The organism is Candidatus Pedobacter colombiensis (genome assembly GCA_029202485.1).
In the GTDB taxonomy this organism is placed as follows: Bacteria; Bacteroidota; Bacteroidia; order Sphingobacteriales; family Sphingobacteriaceae; genus Pedobacter; species Pedobacter colombiensis.
On record CP119313.1, the window covers coordinates 1,862,850 to 1,888,132 of the forward strand.

17 protein-coding genes are annotated in these 25,283 nt (G+C 40.1%); 13 read left to right on the forward strand and 4 right to left on the reverse strand.

From position 1 onward, the window contains the following. Positions 1-52 precede the first annotated feature (52 nt). Genes P0Y49_07830 through P0Y49_07840 form a run of 3 tightly spaced genes read left to right on the forward strand, consistent with a single transcriptional unit; the run spans position 53 to position 2,520 of the window. Positions 53-847 (forward strand): CHAD domain-containing protein, encoded by a 795-nt coding sequence (locus P0Y49_07830; GenBank protein WEK21047.1) that lies wholly within the window; start codon positions 53-55, stop codon positions 845-847. Positions 848-862: 15 nt separating this feature from the next. After that, on the forward strand, positions 863-1,507 hold the full coding sequence (locus tag P0Y49_07835; protein ID WEK21048.1) for a phosphoribosyltransferase family protein: 645 nt from the start codon (positions 863-865) through the stop codon (positions 1,505-1,507). After that, positions 1,492-2,520 (forward strand): zinc-dependent alcohol dehydrogenase family protein, encoded by a 1,029-nt coding sequence (locus P0Y49_07840; GenBank protein WEK21049.1) that lies wholly within the window; start codon positions 1,492-1,494, stop codon positions 2,518-2,520. The genes P0Y49_07835 and P0Y49_07840 overlap by 16 nt, the downstream gene beginning before the upstream one ends. A gap of 3 nt (positions 2,521-2,523) precedes the next feature. On the opposite strand, the gene P0Y49_07845 is transcribed toward P0Y49_07840, so the two are convergent. After that, positions 2,524-3,912, reverse strand: a complete 1,389-nt coding sequence (locus tag P0Y49_07845) for a serine hydrolase (protein ID WEK21050.1) — start codon at positions 3,910-3,912, stop codon at positions 2,524-2,526. A gap of 177 nt (positions 3,913-4,089) precedes the next feature. Between P0Y49_07845 and P0Y49_07850 the strand changes: the two genes are divergently transcribed. From P0Y49_07850 to P0Y49_07880, 7 genes are all read left to right on the forward strand, one after another. Next, a complete protein-coding gene (locus tag P0Y49_07850) occupies positions 4,090-6,528 on the forward strand; it encodes a bifunctional YncE family protein/alkaline phosphatase family protein (protein ID WEK21051.1) in 2,439 nt (812 codons plus the stop codon). Positions 6,529-7,082: 554 nt separating this feature from the next. Continuing rightward, the gene (locus tag P0Y49_07855) at positions 7,083-8,216 is read left to right on the forward strand and encodes an efflux RND transporter periplasmic adaptor subunit (protein WEK21052.1); all 1,134 of its coding nucleotides are present in this window, start codon (positions 7,083-7,085) and stop codon (positions 8,214-8,216) included. A gap of 22 nt (positions 8,217-8,238) precedes the next feature. Continuing rightward, positions 8,239-11,355, forward strand: a complete 3,117-nt coding sequence (locus P0Y49_07860; GenBank protein WEK21053.1) for a CusA/CzcA family heavy metal efflux RND transporter — start codon at positions 8,239-8,241, stop codon at positions 11,353-11,355. 14 nt (positions 11,356-11,369) lie between these two features. Next, the gene (locus P0Y49_07865) at positions 11,370-12,653 is read left to right on the forward strand and encodes a TolC family protein (protein WEK21054.1); all 1,284 of its coding nucleotides are present in this window, start codon (positions 11,370-11,372) and stop codon (positions 12,651-12,653) included. Between the two features lie 91 nt (positions 12,654-12,744). Then, positions 12,745-14,253 carry an ankyrin repeat domain-containing protein gene (locus P0Y49_07870; protein ID WEK21055.1) on the forward strand — a complete coding sequence of 503 codons (1,509 nt, stop codon included), beginning with the start codon at positions 12,745-12,747 and terminating at the stop codon, positions 14,251-14,253. Between the two features lie 2 nt (positions 14,254-14,255). Continuing rightward, entirely contained in the window at positions 14,256-14,747 is a 492-nt protein-coding gene (locus P0Y49_07875; GenBank protein WEK21056.1) for a DUF2271 domain-containing protein, read from the forward strand. 15 nt (positions 14,748-14,762) lie between these two features. Next, positions 14,763-16,958, forward strand: coding sequence for a PepSY domain-containing protein (locus tag P0Y49_07880; protein WEK21057.1), 2,196 nt, complete (start codon positions 14,763-14,765; stop codon positions 16,956-16,958). Between the two features lie 6 nt (positions 16,959-16,964). Here the strand turns inward: P0Y49_07880 and P0Y49_07885 are convergent, their stop codons facing one another. Beyond that, positions 16,965-17,954 carry an FAD:protein FMN transferase gene (locus P0Y49_07885; protein ID WEK21058.1) on the reverse strand — a complete coding sequence of 330 codons (990 nt, stop codon included), beginning with the start codon at positions 17,952-17,954 and terminating at the stop codon, positions 16,965-16,967. A gap of 259 nt (positions 17,955-18,213) precedes the next feature. Between P0Y49_07885 and P0Y49_07890 the strand changes: the two genes are divergently transcribed. Beyond that, the gene (locus P0Y49_07890; GenBank protein ID WEK21059.1) at positions 18,214-19,470 is read left to right on the forward strand and encodes a hypothetical protein; all 1,257 of its coding nucleotides are present in this window, start codon (positions 18,214-18,216) and stop codon (positions 19,468-19,470) included. A gap of 84 nt (positions 19,471-19,554) precedes the next feature. Here P0Y49_07890 and P0Y49_07895 read toward each other — a convergent pair whose 3' ends face one another. Continuing rightward, positions 19,555-22,134: a TonB-dependent receptor gene (locus P0Y49_07895; protein ID WEK21060.1), complete on the reverse strand. Its 2,580-nt coding sequence runs from the start codon at positions 22,132-22,134 to the stop codon at positions 19,555-19,557. A 333-nt stretch (positions 22,135-22,467) separates the two neighbouring features. After that, positions 22,468-22,773 (reverse strand): YcxB family protein, encoded by a 306-nt coding sequence (locus P0Y49_07900; GenBank protein ID WEK21061.1) that lies wholly within the window; start codon positions 22,771-22,773, stop codon positions 22,468-22,470. Between the two features lie 406 nt (positions 22,774-23,179). Here P0Y49_07900 and P0Y49_07905 point away from each other — a divergent pair, with 406 nt between their 5' ends. Beyond that, positions 23,180-23,896, forward strand: a complete 717-nt coding sequence (locus P0Y49_07905) for an alpha/beta hydrolase (GenBank protein ID WEK21062.1) — start codon at positions 23,180-23,182, stop codon at positions 23,894-23,896. Positions 23,897-23,979: 83 nt separating this feature from the next. Continuing rightward, complete coding sequence (locus tag P0Y49_07910; protein WEK21063.1) at positions 23,980-25,248, forward strand: M20 family metallopeptidase; 1,269 nt, start codon at positions 23,980-23,982, stop codon at positions 25,246-25,248. The last annotated feature ends 35 nt before the right edge of the window (positions 25,249-25,283 follow it).

Sequence of the window (25,283 nt, forward strand, 5' to 3'; positions counted from 1 at the left end):
GCTTTAAAATTGCTTTCCTGGTCGTCGTACAAATGGCAATTAATTTTAAAACATGAAAAGGAAGAGAGTGAAATGGTATCTGGAAAAAAGAATGGCATATATTGAAAAATATGCTAAGCTCATTCTGGCTGGTGGAGACAAAGAAGCTATACATCAGTTACGGATAGGATTCAAGAAACTAAGAGCTTTTTTGCGTTTGGCCGGATTGAAATCCTCAGCAGAAAAAAGGCCAATGATTCCTTCCGAATTAAAGCAGATTTATAGGTACACCGGAAAGGTTCGGGATTTGCAACTCTATTATCACAATATCTTTCCGTTTTATCATAAAGCAGACAGCTATCCTCATCAGGTATTACATCAAATAGCCGTAGCGAAAGGCACGCTCCTTACAGTCTTAAAAGATTTTCGTTTTTACAAAGCCACAAAACGGATGAAAAAGAAAGCGCCGGATGGGGTGTCGAAAAGGATACTGGATAAGTTTATTCAAAAAAAAACTGTGGCTATTGGTAAATTGACAGGAGGAAACATTCAGAATGGCCGCTTACATGTGTTAAAAAAATACCTGAAAGATGTATCATATACCCTTAAAGTATTTCATACCAGGGCTCGCAAGTATTTTCCGATTGCCGGTAAAGTGAATAGGCACGAATTGGATGAATTAAGTAATATTTTAAATGAATATCTGGATTGTGTTGTTGGGTTAACGCTATTAAATGAAGCTTTATCTGGCGATTTATCAGCAGATGACGCGGATATTCTAAAGAAGATAAAGAAAGAGTGGATCATTAAGAAAGCCCGGACACGTCGTCTTGCCATGGTGATGCTACCGGGAATTTTGCAAAACTAAAGGAAAAACATACATATGGGAACTCAACATTTTTTTGAAGACAGGGGGCAGGCCGGAAGATTCCTTGCTGATGAGCTCCTGAGCTATAAAGATGAGCCTGGTATTATATTGGCAATACCCAGAGGAGGAATACCGATAGCTTATGAAGTCGCAAAAAAACTGAATTTTCCTGTTGAAATTCTTTTGATAAAGAAAATTGGTCATCCTTTAAATAAAGAGTATGCTATTGGAACAGCTAGCCTTAATGATTATTACATTATACCGGTATTGGATGTATCTTCAGCATACATTAAGAACGAACTTAAATCAATACGTACCACACTCGAACATATGCAGGATTTATTTCTTGGAAGCAAGCAACCAACTGATCTTAAAGGTAAAACTGTGATTCTGATTGATGATGGTATGGCCACCGGGCATACCATTTTGGGTACAGTTAATATTATAAAAAAGAGTAACCCCGGAAAGATAATTGTGGCAATTCCCGTTGCTTCAATAGATGCAGTTGAGAAACTATCAAAGAAAGTAGATAAAGTGGTCGCTTTAATCGTACCAGAAGAATTTGGTGCAGTGGGTGCTTTTTATGAAAACTTTGATCAGGTTAGTGAAAATGATGTTCAGGTTTATCTTAATAAGCTGAGGGTATGTCATCTTTATTAGAAAGTTATATCGAATTACCACATCAAATGTGGGCAATGGTGCTGGAACATCAAGGCGAGCCGCTTTTGTACAAACAGATACCTGTTCCCGAACCTTTAGAAGGAGAGGTATTGATTAAAGTGTTGGCCTGTGGTGTTTGCCGGACTGATTTGCATATTGTAGATGGAGATCTCGATCAGCCAAAACTTCAGTTGGTTCCTGGTCATGAAGTTATCGGGGAAATAGTGCAGCTGGGCAAGCACAGCATAAAATATAAGTTAGGAGATATTGTGGGCACAGGCTGGCTTGGGTATACTTGCGGAAAATGCAAATATTGCAATATGGGAAAGGAGAATCTTTGTGAATATGCAAAATTCACAGGATATACGTTGGATGGAGGCTATGCAGAATATATGGTTGCGGGGGAGCAATTTTGCTACATGCTTTCGGGGGGATTAAGTGATTTCTCTAAGGCGCCTTTGCTTTGTGCGGGTATAATTGGCTATCGGTGCTACAGTATGATTCCGGAAAATGCTAAAGCTATAGGTTTTTATGGCTTTGGCGCTGCGGCTCATATTCTTATTCAGGTAGCCAGGCATCAGTTAAAAGATGTCTATGCTTTTACTCGTGATGGAGACCAGGTTACACAGGAATTTGCAAAAAAAACAGGGGCAACATGGGCAGGTGGGTCAAAGGAATTTTCGCCGGTAAAATTGGATGCGGCAATTATTTTTGCTCCTGTTGGCGAACTGATTCCACAGGCTTTAAGGAATTTGGATAAAGGGGGAACTTTAATATGCGGTGGTATTCATATGAGCGATATCCCTTCTTTTCCATATGAAATTTTATGGGAAGAACGGAGTATACAATCTGTAGCAAACCTTACAAGACAAGATGCAGAAGTCTTTCTGAAGTTGGCAGCTGAAATAGACATTACCACAGAAACAAAATTATATCCACTTTCGGAGGCCAATCAGGCATTGATTGATTTGAGGGGAGGAAAAATACAAGGAGCGGCAGTTTTGGTGATCTGATCACTAATACGGTTGCTGAAGTAATGTTATCATTTTTCTGGCTCCATTATTTGAGGGATCTAATTCCAGCACGCGCTTGTAATTGAGTAAGGCATTAACCTTATCACCTTTATTATAATATGCTTCTGCAAGGCTGTCGTAAACATTTCCGGATTTCGGGAACAAGGTGATATTGTGTTCGAAAATCAATATTGCATCATCATAGCGCTTTTTATTTAGTAAGGAATACCCAAGTGTATTGAGCGCTGATTCATCAAAACTGTACTCATTCGAATGCTTCGTTTTCAATTCCTGATATGCCGCTAATAGCTCGGTTCCTGTTGTCTTATCCGGTTTATCTTCTAATGCATTAATGACCTGTTTTTTAGGCTGCAGGTATGGCTTTCCATCCAGAATAGATTGTATGGCATTGTTGATGTCATAAAGGTTGTTTTGTTTATTATTGGTCAGCAAAATCACGGTGCGTCCTTGTTTAAAATTGGCTGTAAGCAAAGCCTGGTAATTAAGCGCAGTACCGTCATGTGTATGTGTAATCATTTGATCTCCGGCTATCTTGCCACCGCCCAAACCGCATTGCTTATTTGGTCCAAATGGTGTCAATAGTACTTTTGTGGAAGCAATGCTAATGAGCTTGAAATGTTCCAGGTTTTGTTCCCATTTGTAAAAATCATCGAGGGTAACAGCCGTCCAGCCAGATATAGGTGATGCCAGGGGCGAAGGTACTCCGTTATTATTATAGGATTTGGCCATGAGAGGGGTGGTATCATTCGGGTCGACTAAAGAGGACGTCATTTTGAGAGGTTTAAGAATTTTTTTAGTGACAAAATCGGCGAATTTCATCCCAGTTATCTGTTCCACAATCTGTCTTTGTAATAAGATGTTGCTATTGTTATAAGCATATTGGGTACCAGGCTCAAAATCCAGTTTCGCTACACTTTTAAGCGAATCCATTGCTGCTGCATCATTCTGAATGTCTTTCCATTTCAAATTAGGGAGGCCACTGGCATATTGCAGTAAATTTTTAATACTGATCGTTTGTGCCCATTTGGGTAGCTTTGTTAAGTATTTAGATATTTTATCATCTATGTTCAGCTTACCCTGCTCTTTCAGCGTCATGATAGCGATCGCATTAAATTCTTTGGCAATAGAACCGATATGAAACCGGTATTGATCTGTAAGCAAAGTTTGTTTGGAAGCATCGGTATAACCAATGGCTTTGCGATATATTGGTCCACCTTGTTCTATGATGAGCACATTGCCATTAAACAGCCCAAGCTGGTTTGAACGGGTAATCAAAGAATCGATAAGGATTTGTTTGGTCTGAGCTTTGGCAAGGCCTGTGCCACATAAGAGCGCTGCAACGAGAAGAAGTTTTTTATAGACGATCTGCATATTCCCAGGTATTTTATAGAACAGACGGATTTTTTACTGTTTTGTTACAAAAACACAGCTTCTTTCAATGTTTTAGAATTTAACTTAATCATAATATCGAGCCTTCGTTTTTTTTAATCTTGATGTTTAATATTGGTCCTTTTTAAACACATATCAAATTACTTTATTAACAGGAAGATGAAAAGATTAGTAGTTCTATTTTTTATATATTTTATTGGCTTCGGACAAGTCTTTGCACAGTGGCCTGGGAAGCTGGATCAAAGTAATCAGGTACTGTTACCTAACGGATGGAAACTAAGTCCGGCGGGACGTTCTATTCCATTGGGAGATTTGCCTCTGAACATGCAGTTAAGTGCATCAGGGAACCTTTTGGCAGTCACCAATAACGGGCAGAGTACTCAGACGCTACAGCTGGTAGACCCAAAAACAGAACGGGTGATTGATGAAAAAATACTTGGGAAATCCTGGTACGGGCTTGCGTTTAGCAAAGATGAGCGACATTTATACGTTTCTGGTGGGAATGACAATTGGATTCTTGATTTTCAGTTGAAAAATGGTATGCTGGGGGCATGCGATACGATCACATTAGGACCAGTTTGGCCTAAAGGGAAAATCTGTCCGGCTGGTATTGCAATAAACGAAGCGAATAGCAGGTTGTATACCGTAACGAAAGAAGACAGTACGCTTTATATCATCAATCCTTCGAATAAGAAGATCCTTAGTAAAGTTCAGTTGCCTGCAATAGCTTATAGCTGTGCACTTTCGGCTGATGAGCGTAAGCTTTATGTTAGCCTATGGGGCGGTAAGCGGGTTGCAGTAGTTAATCTTGCAGAAGAAAAGATAATGAAGCTTATTCCCGTTGGTGATCATCCAAATGAGCTGTTGCTCAATAAAAAAGGAACTATTCTTTTTGTAGCCAATGCCAACGACAACACTGTCTCTGTCATCAATACCGGAACAGGCAAAGTGATCGAAACCATTGCTACTACACTATACGCGACTCAACTGACCGGATCTACGACCAATGGATTGGCGCTGAGCAAAAATGAAAAAACACTGTACATTGCCAATGCTGACAATAATTGTCTGGCGGTGTTTGATGTTAGTCAACCCGGCAGCAGTTTAAGCCAGGGATTTATTCCTGTAGGGTGGTATCCCACAAGTGTTAAGACTTTAGGCGCAAAAATATTGGTAAGTAATGGAAAAGGAAACACCTCTTTACCGAACCCTAAGGGCCCACAGCCTATAGCTAAAGCGGATAACAGTGGTTACCAAATGGGGAGTACAGCCAATAGCAGGCTACAATACATTGCCGGATTGTTCAAAGGCACCTTGTCATTCATCGCATCACCTAAACCGGAACAGCTGAAATTGTATACCAAACAGGTTTACGCCAATACCCCCTTTAGCAATAAAAGAACTGAACTGGCCGATGGGGAAGCTGGTAATCCCATTCCCCGCAGAATGGGTGAAAAGTCGCCGATAAAACATGTGTTCTATATAATTAAGGAAAACCGTACATACGATCAGGTGTTGAGTGATATTCCTAAAGGTAATGGCGACTCTTCTTTATGTTTATTTGGTAGAAGGATTACTCCAAACCAACATGCGCTTGCTGAAGATTATGTATTGCTGGATAATTTTTATGTGGATGCCGAAGTGAGTGCGGATGGTCATAACTGGAGTATGGCGGCCTATGCTACAGATGTTGTAGAAAAAACCTGGCCAACGAGTTATGGTGCCCGTGGTGGTTCAACTACTTTTGAAGGAGGCCGTCCGGTTACTTATCCTAAAGGTGGCTTTATATGGGATTACTGTAAGCGTGCCGGTGTCTCTTACCGGAGCTATGGGGAGTTTGGTGATTATGATAAAGCAAACATCAAGTCGTTACAAGGGCATATGTGCCCTAATTCACCTGGATTTGATATGGATATTACAGATCAGGTTAGGGCAGATGCATGGCAACAGGATTTTGATTCACTGATGACTGTTGGGGCGGTTCCTCAGTTTAGTACTTTGCGGATATCAAACGACCATACCAGTGGTCAAAAGAAGGGGAAGATCTCTCCACAGGCTGCTGTAGCTGATAACGACCTGGCTGTAGGCCGTATCATTGAGCATTTGTCAAACAGTCCAATCTGGAAGGAATCTGTCGTTTTTATTTTAGAAGATGATGCACAAAACGGGCCTGATCATGTAGATGCGCATCGATCTCCGGCATATGTGATTGGCCCATATGTAAAGCGAAATGTGGCAGTGCATACCATGTATTCCACTTCAGGATTCCTTAGAACCATGGAACTAATCTTAGGGTTGCCTCCAATGAGCCAGTACGATGCTGCTGCGGTTCCTCTTTTTGAATGCTTCACGAGTAAGCCTGATTTTACTCCGTATGTATTGAAACAACCGTTAATCAATCTTGATACGCGAAATGTTGCCGTTAATGAGAGCAGTAGGCGTTCTGAACTGTTTAGCTTTGCGAAAGAAGACAGCGCACCGGATTTGGATCTCAATGAAGTAATCTGGAAATCTGTTAAGGGGGAAGACAGTATAATGCCCGCCCCTAAGCGAAGTGCATTCGTGATCCTGGAAAAGAAAAAGAAGGATGACGACTAGAATGTAAGCAAATAAAAAGTGGGAATAATCAATCTGAAGTACTCCTCGTTTGCCGGACAGCTTAGGTCAAACTTAAGATTATTTAGGACACTTTTTTATTGTTTTGATAGAATACTTCATTTGGCGTAAGATGGCTGGCTTCCTTTTCTAATGAATTTCTAATGAATTTCTGTGTGTTTTCTAACGACCATTCTTAGAAGTTCGGTTTATGTTTGCAGCACATTAAAAAAGAGATATGGATTCAGATCCCCATTCAAAAATTAAGTTGTTTAATTATTTAATCGCCTTATATCTCGCATAATATTCAATTATGCCGATAGAAGGCATAAGTCAAAATTATGTTCAAATTTTCAAACTATCCTATAATAAGGGATACTAGACCTGACCTCCCAACCAGTTACATTAAACGATTTAATCAATGTCTTTAAAACGGTCCCAAAAACAATGGGTGCTTGGGTATCTGCTTGTTGTGCTGCTTATTATACTGGCAGAATGGCTGGAATATCATTTTGGTACCCGATAAATATAAACTCAATAAACAAACACACAGATTTATGAAATCAAAAAAAAGTACTCAGTTCTTTCTGATGGTTACAATTTTACTTTTTATGACAGGATTTATTGTTTCTTGTCAACAGTCTCCTGCAAAAGAGGAACCAGCTATTTTAACAGTAAATGGAGATCTTATTACTGTACCCAACCATTCGGTATTGAAAGCAAAACTCAAAGAAATAACAGTCGAAACCGAGCCCTATAGCCTCCAGATGTTAACAACAGGGGTCGTTAAAGCCATACCTACCCAATATGCTGATGTAGCGCCACCCTTTCCGGGCAGGGTGACTAAAACCTATTTAAGACTGGGTATGAAGACTACTCCGGAAACACCTTTGTTTGAGATCATATCACCGGATTTTATTACCGCACAAAAGATATTCTTTCAGGAAAAAGCACAGCTGATTCAGGCTGAACGTACTTTAAAACGTCAGAAGGATTTAATTGCGAATGGGGTTGCAGCACAAAAAGACCTGGAAGAAGCTCAAACTGCTTATGACGTAGAAAAAAAAGAATATGAAAATGCTGCGACCGGAATCAGAATATTTAAAGCCGATCCGGCTAAACTTACTTTTGGTCAGGCTTTGGTTGTACATGCACCTATTAATGGCGAAGTAATAGAAAATAAAGTAGTCCTTGGTCAGTTCATAAAGGATGATGTTTCCAGTGTAGCAACCATTGCTAATTTATCAAGCGTATGGATCGCTGGTCAGGTCAAAGAAAAAGATATTCGCTATATCCATAAAAATGACAAATGTGTTGTTGAATTACCGGCTATACCCGGCAAAAAGATAAACGGAAAGGTTTACCATGTAAATGAGGTGGTTGACGAGGATACCAGAAGTGTACAGGTCCTTATCGAATGTCCAAATGCCGATCGTAGCCTTAAACCGGGAATGTATGCTTCCGTAAATTTTATAGACGCGCCTGCTTCTGCCATCCTTATCCCACTGAAAGCAATTTTTCAGATGGATGATGCAAATTTTGTTTTCACGGTTACTGCTGATGGTAAATATCAAAAAAAGAAAGTTGAAACCGGTAATACAGAGGGTGATCGGGTGGTAATCATTTCAGGTCTGTCGCAAGGAGATCGAATCGTATCAGAAGGTGGTTTCTACCTGTTAGGAGCCAAGTAATCACGCCAATAGACAATCATTTATGAAACAAATAATTTTTACTGCCATAAAAAAACGGTGGCTATTTGCCGCGCTATTTATACTTCTGAGCGTATTTGGTTATTATTCATGGAAGCAACTCTCCATAGAAGCATATCCGGATATTGCTGATGTAACTTCGCAGGTTGTAACACAAGTTCCCGGACTGGCTGCCGAGGAAGTAGAACAGCAGATCACTATACCCATTGAAAGGGCACTGAACGGATTGCCGGGAATGCATGTGATGCGTAGCAGGAGTCTGTTTGGACTTTCGCTGATCACATTGGTTTTTGATGACGGTGTAGAAGACTACTGGGCAAGGCAAAGGATTCAGGAGCGACTTACTGAGGTCAATCTTCCTTTTGGTGCCATCCCTGGACTTGATCCGCTGACTTCTCCAACAGGGGAGATCTATAGATATATTATAGAAAGCAAAAACCACGACTTAAGGAAACTTACAGATTTGCAGAATTGGACCATCATTCCTAGAATTAAACAGGTTCAGGGTGTAGCAGATGTTAGTAATTTTGGAGGCATTACAACGCAGTATCAGGTAGAACTTGATCCCGATAGGCTTGCTCAGTATCACATTTCACTTTCAGAGGTTCAAACTGCAATCAATAACAACAATACCAATGCTGGTGGAAGTATTTTAAATAGAGGAGATCAGGGCTATGTAGTACGTGGTATTGGTTTAGTCAAAGATCTTACTGCCTTGGGTGAAGTAGTTGTTAAGACAGTTAATGGTGTCCCGGTTTATATCAAAGATCTTGGAGAATTAAAGTATGGGAACCTGGAACGTAAAGGTGTACTAGGCTATACAGATCACAATGTAAACTATGCTGATGGAATTGAGGGGATTGTGGTGATGTTGAAAGGACAAAATCCATCCACAGTGTTAACGGGGATTCATAAAGCGGTGGATGAGCTTAATAATGGCATCCTTCCTGAAGGTGTAACTATACGTGCATTTTTAGATAGAACCAATCTGGTAAATACAACATTGGATACTGTTTCGCATACGCTATTGGAAGGAATGGGATTAGTAGTGGTTGTACTGATTGTTTTTCTGGGTAACTGGCGTGGCGCGCTGATTGTAGCCATCACTATTCCTATCGCGCTTTTAATAGCCTTTATTTTGATGCATTTTACAAAAATTCCGGCCAACCTTCTTTCTTTGGGCGCTATAGATTTTGGGATCATAGTAGACGGTGCAATTGTGATGCTGGAGACTATTCTTAAGAAAAGAGAAGATCATCCGGAGGAGGAACTGGTGGAGAAATCTATTGGTGAAAGGGCTTTAGGAGTAGCTAAACCAATCTTGTTTTCAACAATTATTATCATTACTGCATATCTTCCGCTGTTCTCTTTTGAAAGGGTAGAGAAAAAAATGTTTACTCCAATGGCGTTTACAGTAGGTTATGCGTTAATCGGTGCTTTGGCAGTGGCTTTATTACTTATTCCGGGACTGGCTTACGCCGTTTACAGGAAACCAAGAAAGCTCTATCATAATAAATGGCTGGAAAATCTTACAGCATGGTATGAAAGCCGTCTTAAAAGGGTGATGGCTAAACCTAAAAAAGTTTTCCTTCCATTGGCATTTGTGCTTGTCGGTGCTGTTGTATTATCTATTACAGTAGGAAAAGACTTTCTTCCTCCGCTGGATGAAGGCTCTATCTGGTTACAGGTTTCTTTGCCTCCTGGTGTAACGCTGGAAAAGGCGAAGGAAATGAGTGATGCCCTGCGGGTACAAACCATTAAGCATCCTGAAGTTACCTATGTAACTGTTCAGGCCGGCCGTAATGATGATGGTACAGATTACTTTACCCCATCACACTTTGAAGTTTCTGTAGGACTGAAACCATATAAGGAATGGGAAAACGGACGGACCAAAGCTAACCTGATTGAAGACCTTTCAAAAGAATATGCTGCAATGCCAGGTTATTCGGTAGCTTTTACCCAGCCAATGATAGATGGTGTTATGGATAAAATTGCAGGAGCGCATAGTGAACTCGTTGTTAAAATATTTGGAAAAGATTTTAAGGAGACGAGGCGAATTACAGAGCATGTAGTGAACACGCTTCAACAGGTTAAGGGTGCTGTAGATATCGCGATAGATCAGGAACCTCCTTTACCTCAGCTGCAGATTAAAGTAAACAGGGATGCTGTAGCCAAATATGGTATAAATATGAGTGATGTTGCTGAACTTATTGAAGTAGCAATTGGTGGCAAAGCTGTTTCCCAAATATTTTCAGAAGATAAGGTATACGATGTGAGCTGCCGTTATAAAGAAACAAGTCGAGATACTCCGGAGAAAATTGGCAATTTGCTATTGACAGCTTCTGCAGGTGCCAAAATACCTTTATCACAGGTGGCAGAGATAAAAACAGATCTTGGTGAAAGCTCAATTTCCAGAGAAATGAACAGGAGACAACTTACTGTAAGGCTAAATTTAAGGGGAACAGATTTAAGTTCTTTCTTAAAAGTGGCTCAGGCAAAAATCAACGAGCAGATAAAATATGATCACGAGAAATACAGTATTGAATGGGGTGGGCAGTTTGAAAATCAAAACAGGGCCTATGCAAAGTTGGCGGTTATTGTTCCGCTTGCATTAGCCATCATGTTTTTGCTACTTTATGGTGCATTCGGGAAGTTCAGACAAGCCGGATTAATCTTAAGTATCGTTCCTCTTGCCTTATTTGGTGGTATGCTGGCCTTAAACATCAGGGGAATGACTTTAAATGTTTCCTCAGCAGTTGGCTTTATTGCCTTATTTGGTGTCGCAATACAAAATGGCGTAATCCTGATCTCACATATCAATGAGCTGCGAAAAAAAGGATATGATTTGCTTAAAGCGGTTTTACAAGGTGCAAGGAATCGCTTCAGACCAGTTTTAATGACTGCAACGGTTGCTGCATTAGGGTTGTTGCCGGCTTCACTGGCAACAGGCATAGGGTCTGATGTACAGCGCCCATTAGCTACCGTTATTGTATATGGTTTATTTGTGGCTACTGCAATTACCTTATTTGTATTACCGGCACTTTATTACCTTTTGGAAAACAAGTGGGGAAAAGAGGATTTTCAATCTGCATCACTTCCAAATGTTCCATCTGACAATTGAAAAATAATAAATAAATGAAATTCAATAAAACAATCTTACTATTCCTCTTAATGATGGGGGTAGCTTATAATGGACTGGCACAGGTAGATACCCTGGCTTTAAATAAAAAAATATCTGTACTGCACTACCTTCAACTTGTGGGGAAAGAGAACCTGGGGTATGCAGCAGAGCAGTACAATGTGAATATTGCTGAGGCGGGAATTGAAAGTGCAAAAGTTTTTCCTGATCCCCAATTCTCTATCAGTGGTTTTGATAACCAGGAATCTAAGTTGCATTTAGGTCAGGGACTGGACCTTGGATTGGGTGCCACACTGGAACTTGGGGGTAAAAGGCGTGCAAGGATCAATCTGGCCAAAAGTCAGACAGATCTAAGTAAAGCTTTATTGTTAAACTATTTCTGGAACCTTAGGGCAGAAGCTGCAACATCTTATTATGAAGCGATTCATCAGTATTTTTTATTACAGGTGCAGCGTTATTCCTATAGTACTATGAAACAACTTGCAGATGCCGATGCTGTTCGGTTTAAGTTGGGTGAAATTACAGAAACAGATGCAAGACAATCTAAACTGGAAGCGGATCAGCTGTTAAATGGAGTGTATCAAAGCGAGGCCAACTGGAAAAGCGCCCTGGTTAAACTGAGTGGATATACGGGTAGGAAGCATCCGGACAGTTTAATGGTGCCAAATGGGAACTTCGATGATCTTGATAGGGAATTCAACTGGCAGAGTTTAGTTGACAATGCCCAGAATTCTCGAGCTGATGCAGTAGCAGCCTTAAATAATAAGGCTGTGGCAGTTAGAAACCTTGCTCTGGTAAAGGCGAACAGAACAATAGACTTAGGAGTTACTGCAGGAATGACATTTAATGGGGTTTCTACCAATGAAGAGGCACCAACACCTTATCATCGTACGGCTACGGTAGGACTTAGCGTCCCGTTGAAATTGTCTAATCATTATAAAGGTGATTTGAAAGCTGCCGGATTTACGATTAAACAAGCGGATGTACAATACGAACAGGTACTGCAACAGATTCAAATAGAGGTTACCCAAGCTTATTTTAATTATACCGCCACCGGTAAGCAGGTTAAGCAGTATCGGAAAGGACTTTTAACAGAAGCTAAAAAGATCCTGGATGCTAAAATATACAGCTATAAAAGAGGGGAGACATCCTTGCTGGAGGTTTTAAATGCACAAAGGACCTATAATGAATTGCAGGAAAGTTATTATGAGTCTCAGTCTAACTATGCCAGTGCCTTAGTCGAATTGGAACGAGCATCGGGTATTTGGGATATTAAATAGTATTTTATCAATTTCATTTTTTTATTATTCTTATTTAGACTGATTTTTGTTAACTTCGGCCGTGCGTCTTTAAGCAACAATAATATAACTGATGAAAAAAATACTTATCGCCATTTTTACCTTATCTATTGCAGCCGCCCATGCGCAGCAAAATACCCTAATGGACCAATCATTCTGGCAAGGGGCACCTGATGTGAACGCCGTAAAAGCTGAGATTGCCAAGGGGAACAATCCTTCTCAATTAAATGCGATGAGTATGGATCCAGTGGTGATTGCTATCAGCGCGCAGGCGCCAAACGCTTCTATAGAATACCTATTGACTCAACCGGGTAATAGCGTAAACAAACTCACCCATGATGGTCGTACCTATTTACATTGGGCTGCCAACCGTGGTAATGCTGAGCTTGTGGAGTACCTGTTTAACAAGGGAGCGAAAATAGATGTCGAAGATAGCCATGGTACAACCCCGTTGCTTTTTGCGGCTAGTAGCGGTCAGCAAAACACTAAAATTTATGACCTGTTTTTGGCGCATGGTGCCAACTTAAAAAAGAACGTTACTCACGAAGGGGCAAATGTGTTATTATTGGCTATTGCCAATGATAAGGATATGGCGCTTACAAACTATTTTATTTCAAAAGGTTTAGATTTAAATAGTACCGATGCTGTAGGTAACAATGCGTTTAGCTATGCCGCTAAGTCGGGAAATATCGAGTTGTTAAAAACACTGATACAAAAAGGCGTAAAACCTAATCAAAATGCCATGTTGATGGCTGCCCAAGGTGGTGGTCGCAGGGGCGGTAATGCTATTGGTCTGCCGGTTTTTCAGTACCTTGAAAGCCTGGGTATTAAACCTGCTACTACATCAAAAAGTGGTGAGAACGCATTGCATTTTATTGTACGTAAAGCAGATCAGAGGGATATTGTCGCATACTTTTTGAGTAAAGGTGTGAATGTAAATCAAGCCGATGATGAAGGTAACACTGCATTAATGCTTGCGGCTTCTTCCAATCGTGATACTGCGATATTGGGTATGTTACTCCCTCATGTCAAAAACATAAATCAGTCCAACCAAAAAGGTCTAACTGCATTGGCTTTGGCAGTAAAAGGTAATTCGATAGATGTAATACGTTACCTGATTGCCAAAGGTGCCGATGTTAAATCTTTAGACAAGGATGGTAATAACCTGGCTTATTATGCGGTAGAATCTTATCGCTCGCAAGGCGGTGAGCGCTCGTTTAATGGACCTAAACCAGAAGATTTTGATGTCAAATTAGCTATTTTAAAAGAAAAGGGGTTAGATGTAAGTGCAGCTCAAAAAAACGGCAACACCTTGTATCACTTGGCCGTTGCTAAAAACGATCCTTCATTGGTAAAACGTTTACAACCTTTAAATATTGATGTGAATGCTAAAAACAAAGAAGGTTTAACTGCGTTGCATAAAGCAGCATTAATTGCTAAAGATGATACTATGTTGAAATATCTTTTATCAATAGGAGCCAAAAAAGATGCGGTTACCAATTTTAAAGAAACGGCTTTTGACCTGGCCAACGAGAACGAAACACTATCTAAAAACAATATATCAGTTAACTTTTTGAAATAATAATGATGTCTAAATTTTATACTGCAGCCCTTTTATTGATGGCCCTAACTTTTGCCAGGCCAACAACATCAGTTGCCCAGGCAACCAGTAAATACAAATGCCTGATACAAATGACCAACTACATGGGCGAAGGCGCTTATATTGTCATTTCGCTGATCGACAGTAAAGGTGCTTATGAAAAAACATTATATGTATTGGGTTCCGATAAAAAATGGTATAAAACGCTAAAAGAATGGAATGCATTCTATGCTAAAAAAACGACGAATATCAGCGCTATAACCGGAGCTTCGGTTACGGGTGGCGACCGTAGTGTTAATGTGATTGAGATAGAAAACTCAAAGATCAACTCTGGTTACAAAATTAGATTTGAAAGTGCTGTGGAAGATAAAAAATATAATGTAAAGGATCTGGAGATCCCTTTAACAACCGAAACGCTTTCCGCAAAAAACGATGGAACAGGGTATATACGTTACGTGCGGTTTAGCGCTAACTAACGTCACTAATATTTTATGACAATTTCTATATGGAGATACAGTCACTTAGCGTTGGCTGTATCTTCTTTCATTTTATTAACGCTGGCATCGGTTACCGGGGTTATACTTGCTTTTCAGCCCGTTGTAGAAAAAATCCAGCCTTATCGTGCTGATAACTTTACCCAAACTTCGCTTGCGCAAACATTGCCTGAACTACGTAAAAAGTATCCGGGTATTACTGAACTTACTATTGATGCCAACCAATTTGTGCAGGTAAAAGGCAGCGATGCCAATGGTAAAAAGCTACATGCTTATATCGATCCGAAAACGGGTAAGATATTAGGTGTTCCAGGCAAAGAAAATGTTTTTTTTCAGTGGGTTACGGCGCTGCATCGGTCGTTGTTTTTGCATGAGATTGGCCGGGTTTTTATTGGTGTCACTGCTTTTCTATTACTACTCATCACTGTTTCGGGCACGGCGTTAATTATCCAGCGGCAGCGGGGGATTAAACGTTTTTTTACGCATATAGCACGCGATAATTTTGCGCAGTATTACCATGTGGTATTGGGGCGCTGGTCGCTTATTGTTATCGTTGTTATTGCCCTCAGTGGTACTTACCTGTCGCTTGCAAGGTTTGGATTTATTGAAAATAAGAAAGCTTCACCTGAGGTCGATTTTAAAACTATTCGGTCTAAGCCCCTAAAAAAGGCTACCGATTTTGCTATTTTTAAGCAAACCAAGCTTTCGGAAGTAGAGTCGATCGAGTTTCCGTTTTCTGATGACGCGGAAGATTATTATACACTTAAACTTAAAACCGGAGAAGTAGCGGTTAACCAGATAACGGGCGATATCCTGAGCGAAGTTAAATATCCAATGGCGGTGATGCTTACCAATTTGAGTCTTACATTGCATACCGGACGTGGCAGTAGTATCTGGGCTATTGTGTTGGCTATAGCTTCGGCAAATATCTTATTTTTCATTTATTCAGGTTTTGCCATTACCTTAAAGCGTAGGGCCAATCGTATTAAAAATAAGTATAAGGCTAGTGAGAGCAGGTTTGTGATTCTTGTTGGATCAGAAAATGGAAGTACTTTTGGTTTCGCGCAAGCCATTCACCAGCAATTGCTTAAAGCCGGCGAACGATCATTCGTAACCGAACTTAATAACTATAACATTTTCCCCAAAGCGGAGCACATTATTGTATTAACCGCTACTTATGGCTTAGGCGACTCACCTACAAATGCAATTAAATTTGCTTCGCTACTTGATAAATATCAACAGCCACAGCAGGTTCAATACTCAGTTGTTGGTTTTGGGTCGCACGCGTATCCGGATTTTTGCAAGTTTGCATTTGAAGTTAACCAGATTTTATCGAGACAAGCGTGGGCCTCTGCATTGACAGACATCCATACGGTAAACGACAGATCGCCACAAGAATTTGGCTTGTGGGCCGAGGCCTGGTCGCAGCAGGCTGGCATCCCTATGACAGTTTTACCTTATTTGAAAACTGTCGAAGCTAGCCGTTTAGATACTTTTACGGTTAGTAGCACTACCGCTACCGCAAACAGTGATGGCACTTTTAGTTTGAGTCTGCAAATGGGTCGAAGGTTAAAGGTAACCTCGGGCGACTTACTGGCCATTTACCCTGAAAATGACCACCGAGAAAGACTTTATTCTATTGGTTTGATTGATAAGGAGATCAGGTTAAGCGTAAGACTGCTGTCGGGTGGCTTAGGCTCAGGTTTTTTACATCGCTTAAAGGCTGGTGAAAAAATGCAGGCGCGTGTTGTTAGCAATAAACACTTTCATTTCCCTGCAAAGGTGCCTCAAGTTGTAATGATCTCTAATGGGACAGGAATAGCACCTTTTTTAGGGATGATCAGTCAGAACAAAGCAAAAATACCTTGCAGTTTGTATTGTGGTTTCAGAGAGCAGTTGTCCTACGGGATGTATCGGGATTTGTTGCAAGAAAGTACCGCCACCGGCAAGCTTAAGCAAGCTCATACCGCATTCTCTCGTGAAGGCGAAAAGCAATACGTGAGCCATTTGATTAATAGGGATGCCGATATTATAGCTGATGCATTACGCAATGGCGGCGTGTTGATGATATGTGGTTCGCTTGCTATGCAAAAAGATGTGATGGATGTGTTGGAAAACATTTGTCAAACAAAAGCAGGTACAAGCCTAAGTTTCTACCAATCCCGCGATCAAATACGTACTGATTGTTATTGATTGGCCTTATTTTAGTTGTTGCTTTTTAAAGTGAAGCTGGGGTGAAGAAATTATTTTCCCCTCATCTGTAATGATGATATAACGGTATGCCGGGAACTTTTTGATAAACTGTATCGCTTTATTTTTTCCTAAAACCATCATGGAGGTACTAAAGCCATTTGCTGTTTCGGCGTTTGGACCTAAAATAGTTACACTGCATAGGCCCGTGGCAGGGTAGCCTGTGGCAGGGTTAATAATGTGCGCATAACGTTTACCGTTAAACATTACAAATTTTTCATAACTACCCGAGGTAACTACAGCTCCTTGTCCTAATGGTATAACGGCTATAACAGTGTCTTCCTTCATTGGGTTAGTAATCCCTATATTCCAATCGCTACCATCGGGTTGTTTGCCCCAGGTACTCATGTCGCCCGATCCGTTCACTATTCCCGCTTTTATACCTCTGGCAAGCATCATATCCCGGCACTTATCGGCGGCATAGCCTTCACCTAAGGCGCCAAAACCAATTTTCATACCTTTTAACTTTAAAAATATGGTGCAGTTGGCACTGTCTAGTACAATATTTTTATAACCAACTTTGGCTACCGATTTTTTGACCGTTTCGGGTGTAGGCATGGTAGTCATCGATCCATCAAACTTCCATATTTTATCCATCGCTGCAAAGCTGATATCAAAAGCACCATTGGTGATTTTAGATAAGTGTATTGCTCTTTGGGTTAGTTTGAAAACTTCCCTGTCGACCTTAACCGGGCGTATGCCTGAATTAGCGCTTACCTGCGATACTTGCGATTCGGATTTCCAATCTGATATCAGGTTCTCTATCCGCGTAACCTCGGCAATACAAGTATCTATATTTTGTTCAGCAGTAATGGAATCTTTTGCCACAATGGTTATTTGCCAGCGGCTGCCCATTAGCTTGGTTGTTCTATTTCTAAGTACTTGCGAATTGGCGTTTAATGCTAATAGAGCCAAAAATAGGGTGATGATCTTTTTCATAAAAGTTGAGATCGCAAATATAAAACTATAAGCCGATTCTGTAACACAGATGTGGTTACCTAATTAAACAAGAAAGCGGGAATAATCAATCTGACTATGCCCGCTCATCTCACATAGAAAGACGTTAATTGGGGCAAGATATTGTGTTGCTCGACAAATTAAATTACTTGACTGTATTTGGGATAATTTCTTTTTAAATAGTATTTCGTATGAAATTCAGTAGGATTGTAATAACTTAGGAAAACCATTTAATACGCTCATGACCAAGTTTTATATCGCTTTTTTATTTTGTATCTCAATTTGCTTTCCCTCTTTTGCTAATATTGACTATATCAATATCAGTAAAATAAGTACGGATGCGACACATATTAAGTATTACAGTTTTATTAAAGATAATAAAAGATTCTACGACCGTTGGGCAGTGGAATGGAAGTATGATCAACCAAAAGCAATACTCATCGCTGCGCTTAAAGAAGCTTATACCTCATTTGCTTCTATACCAAAACAAAATACGGAACTGCAGTTATTGCTAGGTGATATTTCACACTATTTGTATAATATGGATGTGTCTGAATCATTTGACTTAGCGGTAAAAAATTATGATTTGGCTATTAAGAGTAGTCCTAATGATGTCAGGGGACACTGGTTTCTGGGATACCACTATGGGCTTTCTAATGGGGCTGTCAAAGCGATTGATCAGTTTATTTTGGCTCAGAAATGTTCTTTGGGTAATTATGCAGGGCCATTTTGGAATGACTACGCGTATGTTTCGATGATAGCTGGTATGCCGTCCACAGTTTTGTTTGCCATGAAAAAGGCTAAACTAGCGCTAGGTAAGCCAGGTGCATTTGAAAATGAATTTGGGCAGGCCGCACTTCAGCGGTTTACTGATGTTGATGCTGATCAGGAGTATAAGAATACAGAAATTTGGGAAGCATCGAAAGGAGAGATGGTTACTTTTATTTCGAGACCATTAGGTGTGAAAATATTGTTAGATAGCACCTGGATAATAAATGTGGTAGATTTTAAAAACAGGCAAAATGTATTTATAATGACACCACCAAAAATAAAAAATAAAGAGGGGAAAGATATTGGCTATACCTTGTTGATGATGATGAAAGTTGCCAGAGATGGTGAGGAGTTAAGCGGCTATCTAGATAATCTGGTTGTCAAATACCCTATGAGGCAAAAAATTAGCTTTTCCAATAAATATGATAAGATGATTGCCTACGAAATAAAAGATAAAAGTATGTATCCACATCTTGGTGGTGGTCATACCTACACACTCGGGATTGAAAGAAATAATCCGGAAGATCCTGGCTTGTTACTGGAACAACCGACAATTTTGCAGACTAAAGGTAATGGGCAATTGACGTATTTTAAGGCCAATCAAAGCAAAAACAGATTTGCGGGGAAGATTTTCTATACTTTTTTGTTGGATAGCTGTGAGGATATTCATGAACAATCATTGGTAACCTTCAAATCATTCATCGAAAAGCAACTATTTATTGAATAATAACTTGGAGAGACTCAAAAAAAGGCTGCTCTATCACAAATTGATACAGCAGCCCTATAGTCTCAGCATCTAGCCAAAATGAGCTTAGAAAGCAAAGCGTAATGTAGCTCCATAAGTTCTTGGATCACCAAGCACACCGGCATATAAGCCTGCGTTACCCGCTGCAGCTTGCAATTGTTCGTAGTAATTTGTATTTGTAATGTTTCTGCCCCAAACAAATATTGAGAATTTATCAGATTTAAATCCTAATCTGGCATTGAATAAGGAATAACCATCAACATTTAATACACGTGAAGGTGTTGGGTTTGAAGAATATTGTGAACGGTAGCTGGCATCGCCACCAATAAAGTATCTACCTTCTTTAGTGGCCAGGTTGCCGGGAGTGCTAAGTTCTGCACCACCAGAAATATTCCATTTAGATATGCCTGGCAATCTGCCTCCTGAGGCATCTTTAAATGCCACCTGCGTAGCGACACCATTAATAACTTCTGTGTGTCCGGTTTCTTCTAATGGCAATGGTGCATTTGTGAACTTTACATATTTGCCATCAAGATAAGCAAGGGCGGCATTTAAACTTAAGAACCTTTCTAATTGGTAAGTCCCATCAATTTCGAAGCCTTTTACGTTAACTTTTTCTGCATTGGCAAGATAACCTCTGTTTACACCCAACTGAGGCGATTGTACATTAGTCTGGTAATCTTTAATATCTGTGGTAAAAGCGCTAACATTGACCAGACCACCTTTAAAGGGCCTGGTTTTAAGGCCCAGTTCATAGTGTTGAACATATTCCGGTTTCACTACAGCCAGAGACAAATCCGCTTCTCCAGTAGAAGTAGTCGGTAAGCCACCTACGTTAACACCAACTGGTTTGTAAGCAGTAGAGAAAGTTCCATAAGCGTTTAACTTAGGGGTAGGACGGTATGACAAGGTGATGTTACCAGACAAATTATTGTTATTTACACTGGTATTGAATCGCTGATTACTATAAACTGCGGTTTTAAGTGCAAGTAATGCAGCATCTGAAGTTTGCAGGCCTCCATAGGTTACTCTATCATAATCTACATCCTTTTTATCATAAGTAAACCTTAAACCAGGTAAAACATGCAGGTGATTTAAGAACTCCCAGTCAACCTGGGCAAATATAGCAGCACTTAATGATTTGATGGTTGAATTGGTTTTGATCCCGTAGCCATCTAATAAGCCGGGTGTTGAGTATAATGCCTGAGCACCGGTATTGCTTGTTTGCACAAATCTCCACTGATCTTTACCCACCTCTTCTGTTTGGTTTAAGCCTTTTAAGTTCTGGCTAAGTGCAAATAAACCAATCACACCGCTTACTTTTTCAGCTATATTACCTGCGTATCTAAGCTCTTGTGAATATTGGTCATGACGGGAGTTCCCCTGAGATTTTGTAAGTGCCGACAATTCAGAGAAGTCTCTGTCGTTTGTTGGATCCCAATTCCAGAATCTCCATGCAGTGGTTGAAGTCAGCGTTCCGTTACCTATTTTATAGTCCACATTTACAGATATACCACCAATTGATTGGTTGTGTCTCCATGGCGTATTGGTATTGATCTCTCTGGAAAATGGATCTATTTTAGGCTGTTCATATCCTAAATCAGAAACAATCTTGGCATACTGACGGTATGCACTTCTTTCTGTCGTAGTCACTCCTGCAATTACCAATGGATAACCTGCTGGGTGCTGGATGCTTACATCGCTACTTAACAATACTTGTAATTTATCAGATGGGGTGTAATACAGCTGACCTTTAAAGCCAAGGTTATTTTGTCCACTATATTTGCGTTCTTCTCTGGTATTCCAAATCGTACCATCTCTTTGAGTACCTGAGATGGATAATTTTGCGGCAAGGTTTTTTGCTACGCCCCCGGAAACCGATGTTTTGGCTTGTATAAAATTATAGTTTCCAAAACTCATTTCTACTTTTGCGCTTGGTGTTTGGGTTGGTTTTGTAGTGGTGATGTTAAATGCACCAGCAGTAGTATTTTTGCCAAACAAGGTACCTTGAGGGCCACGCAGGATTTCTATTTGTTCAATGTCAAGAAAATCTGTAGAAGTAGCGGCTGGACGCGCCTGGTAAACCCCATCTACATAAAAACCTACTCCCGGATCAATACCGTCGTTAGTTAAGCCAAAAGTTGAGCCTAAACCTCTGATATTGAGTGTGGTGTTTCTGGCGTTTGAAGCGTATAATTGTACAGAGGGAACCAGCTCTTTTAAGCGGTTAACATTAAAAGCTCCTGCATTTTCTGCAGATCGGCCCCCGATAACAGTAATTGCAATAGGCACATCTTGCAGCACCTCCGAACGTCTTCTTGAGGTTACAACAATCTCATCCAGTAAAGCACTTTCAACCAGAACTAACTCGAAAGGTGTATCCTGAAGCTTTAATATCTGAAAATCCTGTGGTTTGTAACCAACTGAACTGACTTGAAGGTAAAATGGAAGTTCCTGGGTTGAATTGATACTGAAGACACCATTTTCATCTGCAATGGCAGAGATTTTGGTGCCTCTTATCTTCACAGTAGCTTTTGGTACCGGAGTGCCATTGGTATTCTTTATTGTGCCTGTTATTGTACTTTGGGCAAAAGCAAAGTTCGCCGTAAGCAGAATTGAAAAGAGGATAAGTAAGCTTTTTTTCATGATTTTAATATTAAATGATTGGTTTCTTTGGTTTTGGCATAGCAATGCCCTGTGGACGTTTTTTGACATCCTTTATTTCGTATTTTAAGATTTGTTAATGAGCTTGTATGCCTTAGTTTTTAGTGGCAATTACAGCAGGTCGAATTAGCAACAACAACAGCGTTCTAAGAGAAAGTGGGTTTCTTCTTTAGCTGTTCTTCTTTTCATTTTAAAAAAATGTAAATCCATTTTCATTTACTTGTTGTTGGTAAACAGTTGCTTAGTTAGGCAAATATAGTATATATTTTATTATTTGCAATAAAATCTATGGAAATAGTAGATTATAGGAGTTCATCACCATTTCCAGTCCAAATGATGGCGAAAGGGTAAGTTATGTGTGGTCTTTATGTTTTTGATATCGTTGCAAAGGGAGGTGTTGATTTTTGGAATGATCAGGACCTGACTATTACTAAGTTTAATTAGAAAATGATTGGGAATTTCACTGATGAGTGTTATTGCTGAAAACATATATTTATAATCCCCGGCCCGATCAATAACATGCAAATGATCATCAGCTATTTCCAATTGAATAGGTGAGTCAGCCATTCCACTTAATTCAGTAGCTGCTCTTTTTAACCTTCTGCCTATGACATACTTCATAAATTGGTTTATTGTTAGTATGTAGCATATTGCAAAGGCTAATAAAATGATAGTAAAAATACTCTTGCCTCTATAAAAACCGATTGCACTTAAAATAACAAAATAAGTCGGCAAAATCCATATTAACTTTCTGTTCCTTTTCAATCTACCCGTGGTTGAAGCGGAGTATTGTAAAAAGATCAATATGTCATCCTTCGAAAGTGTATAGTTATACATAGCATTGATTTAACAATATACAAGGTAAGGAAGTTTCTTTAAATGAGTGCGTTGCTTTAGGAGGTCTTTTGTTTGAATTGTTGTACTCATAATATTGTGAACACAAAAAATATTTTACAATGTTATAAGGGACGCGATGGATTACACCAATGTATAGTTAAAACAAATAACAACTTAAAAGGATAAAAAGATGGAAAATCAAGAAAAATCCCAGGCAATAAAAAACGTAGTATTGGTACATGGAGCGTTTGCGGATGGCTCTGGTTACAAAGGTGTTTATGAAAATCTTACCAATCAAGGTTACCATGTAACTGTTGTTCAAAACCCATTAACCTCCCTAGAGGATGATGTTACGGCCACAAAGCTAGTATTGGATGCTCAGGATGGTCAAGCTATCCTTGCCGGTCACTCCTGGGGAGGGGCAGTTATTACCCAGGCTGGTAATCACCCAAAAGTAGCCGGACTGGTGTATATTGCTGCTTTCCAACCTGATAATGACGAGACTGCATTGCAGTGGTTTCAGACTGCTCAGCCTGCGCCGGAGAATGGTATATTACCTCCTGATGATAAAGGCATTGTTTACTATGATAAGACAAAGTTCCACGCCGGTTTTTGTGGTGACCTGAGCAAAGAGGATGCAGAATTTATGTATGCGTCACATGGTGCGTTTTATGGCAAATGCTTTGTAAGCCCGATCACTGATGCCGCATGGAGAAATAAGCCGGCATTTGGCATTGTAGCCACCGCGGATAAAAGTATCAATCCAGAAATCCAGCGTGCTATGTACAGACGTTCCAATACAAAAGTTACGGAAATCAATGGTAGTCATGCCGTTTATATCTCACAGCCACAAAAAGTAGCTAATGTAATAGCAGAAGCAGCTCAAGCTGTATCGTCTATCAATTGATCATGTTATTGATTATAATTAAGCCTCATTTACGAATTATGGTAAATGAGGCTTAGAAAAAAACAATCTTAATTTTAGAAATTATGGAAAACAATCAAATTAAGACCTTTAATGATAAGATGGAAGGTTTTGTTGATCAATTGCTTCCCGAGTTGGAAGAGATTTATAAAGATATTCATCAAAATCCGGAATTATCAATGCAGGAATTTCGGACAGCTAAAATTGCTGCGGATTATTTAACTAAATATCAATTTGAGGTTTCGACGGAGATTGGGGTAACCGGTGTAGTCGGTTTGATGAAGAATGGAGATGGACCTATAGTGATGCTTCGTGCGGATATGGATGCACTTCCAGTTAAAGAGGATACCGGACTACCTTATTCAAGTACTAAAATAAGCAGAGATGAAGAGGGGATAGAAGTTGGTGTATCACATGTGTGTGGTCATGATTTGCATGTAACGTGGCTGATGGGTGCTGCAAGACTATTTTCGGAACATAGAGATCAATGGAAGGGGACTTTAATGGCGGTTTTTCAGCCTGGTGAAGAGATTAGTCGTGGAGCACAAGCGATGATTGATGCCGGGATGATGGATCGGTTTCCAAAGCCGGATATTATTCTTGGTCAGCATGTAATGGTAGGAGAATCTGGTACAGTTGGCTATCGTAGTGGCCCTATCTTATCGGCAGGTAATAGTGTTAAAGTTAAGATTTTTGGGCGTGGTGCGCATGGCTCACAACCGCAAACCTCTATCGATCCTGTGATTATGGCAGCCGCAACGACGATGCGTCTGCAAACCATTATTTCGAGGGAGGTAGCACCAATAGAAAATGCTGTTCTAACGGTTGGTTCATTGCAAGCTGGTGTAAAAGAAAATATCATTCCTGATGATGCTACCCTGAAATTGAACATCCGAACTTTTAATGATGGTGTACGAGATCATATCCTTTCGGCGGTTAAGCGTATTTGTTGTGCAGAATGTACGGCTTCTAATGCGCCAAGGGATCCTGAATTTACTATGCTGGATAGCTATCCAATTACAGATAATGATGCTGTTGCTACAGCAAAAGTAGCAGAGGCCTTTCGTACTCAGTTTGGTGATAGATCTTATGAAACACAGCCCGCTTCTGCCAGTGAAGATTTTAGTGTTTTCGGGAGAAACTGGAAAGTCCCTTATGTTTTTTGGTTTGTGGGAGGAACTGAACCTAAGGTGTATCTGGAAGCTAAAAAGAATAACCTGCTAAATTCTATACCTAGTAATCACTCTCCTAAATTTGCACCTGTAATACATCCAACCTTGAAGACAGGCTTGCAGACCATGATGACCGCCGCAGTGGCCTGGTTAAAAGTTTAAGCGGATCAATGCCAAACCACTTATAGACCTCATCA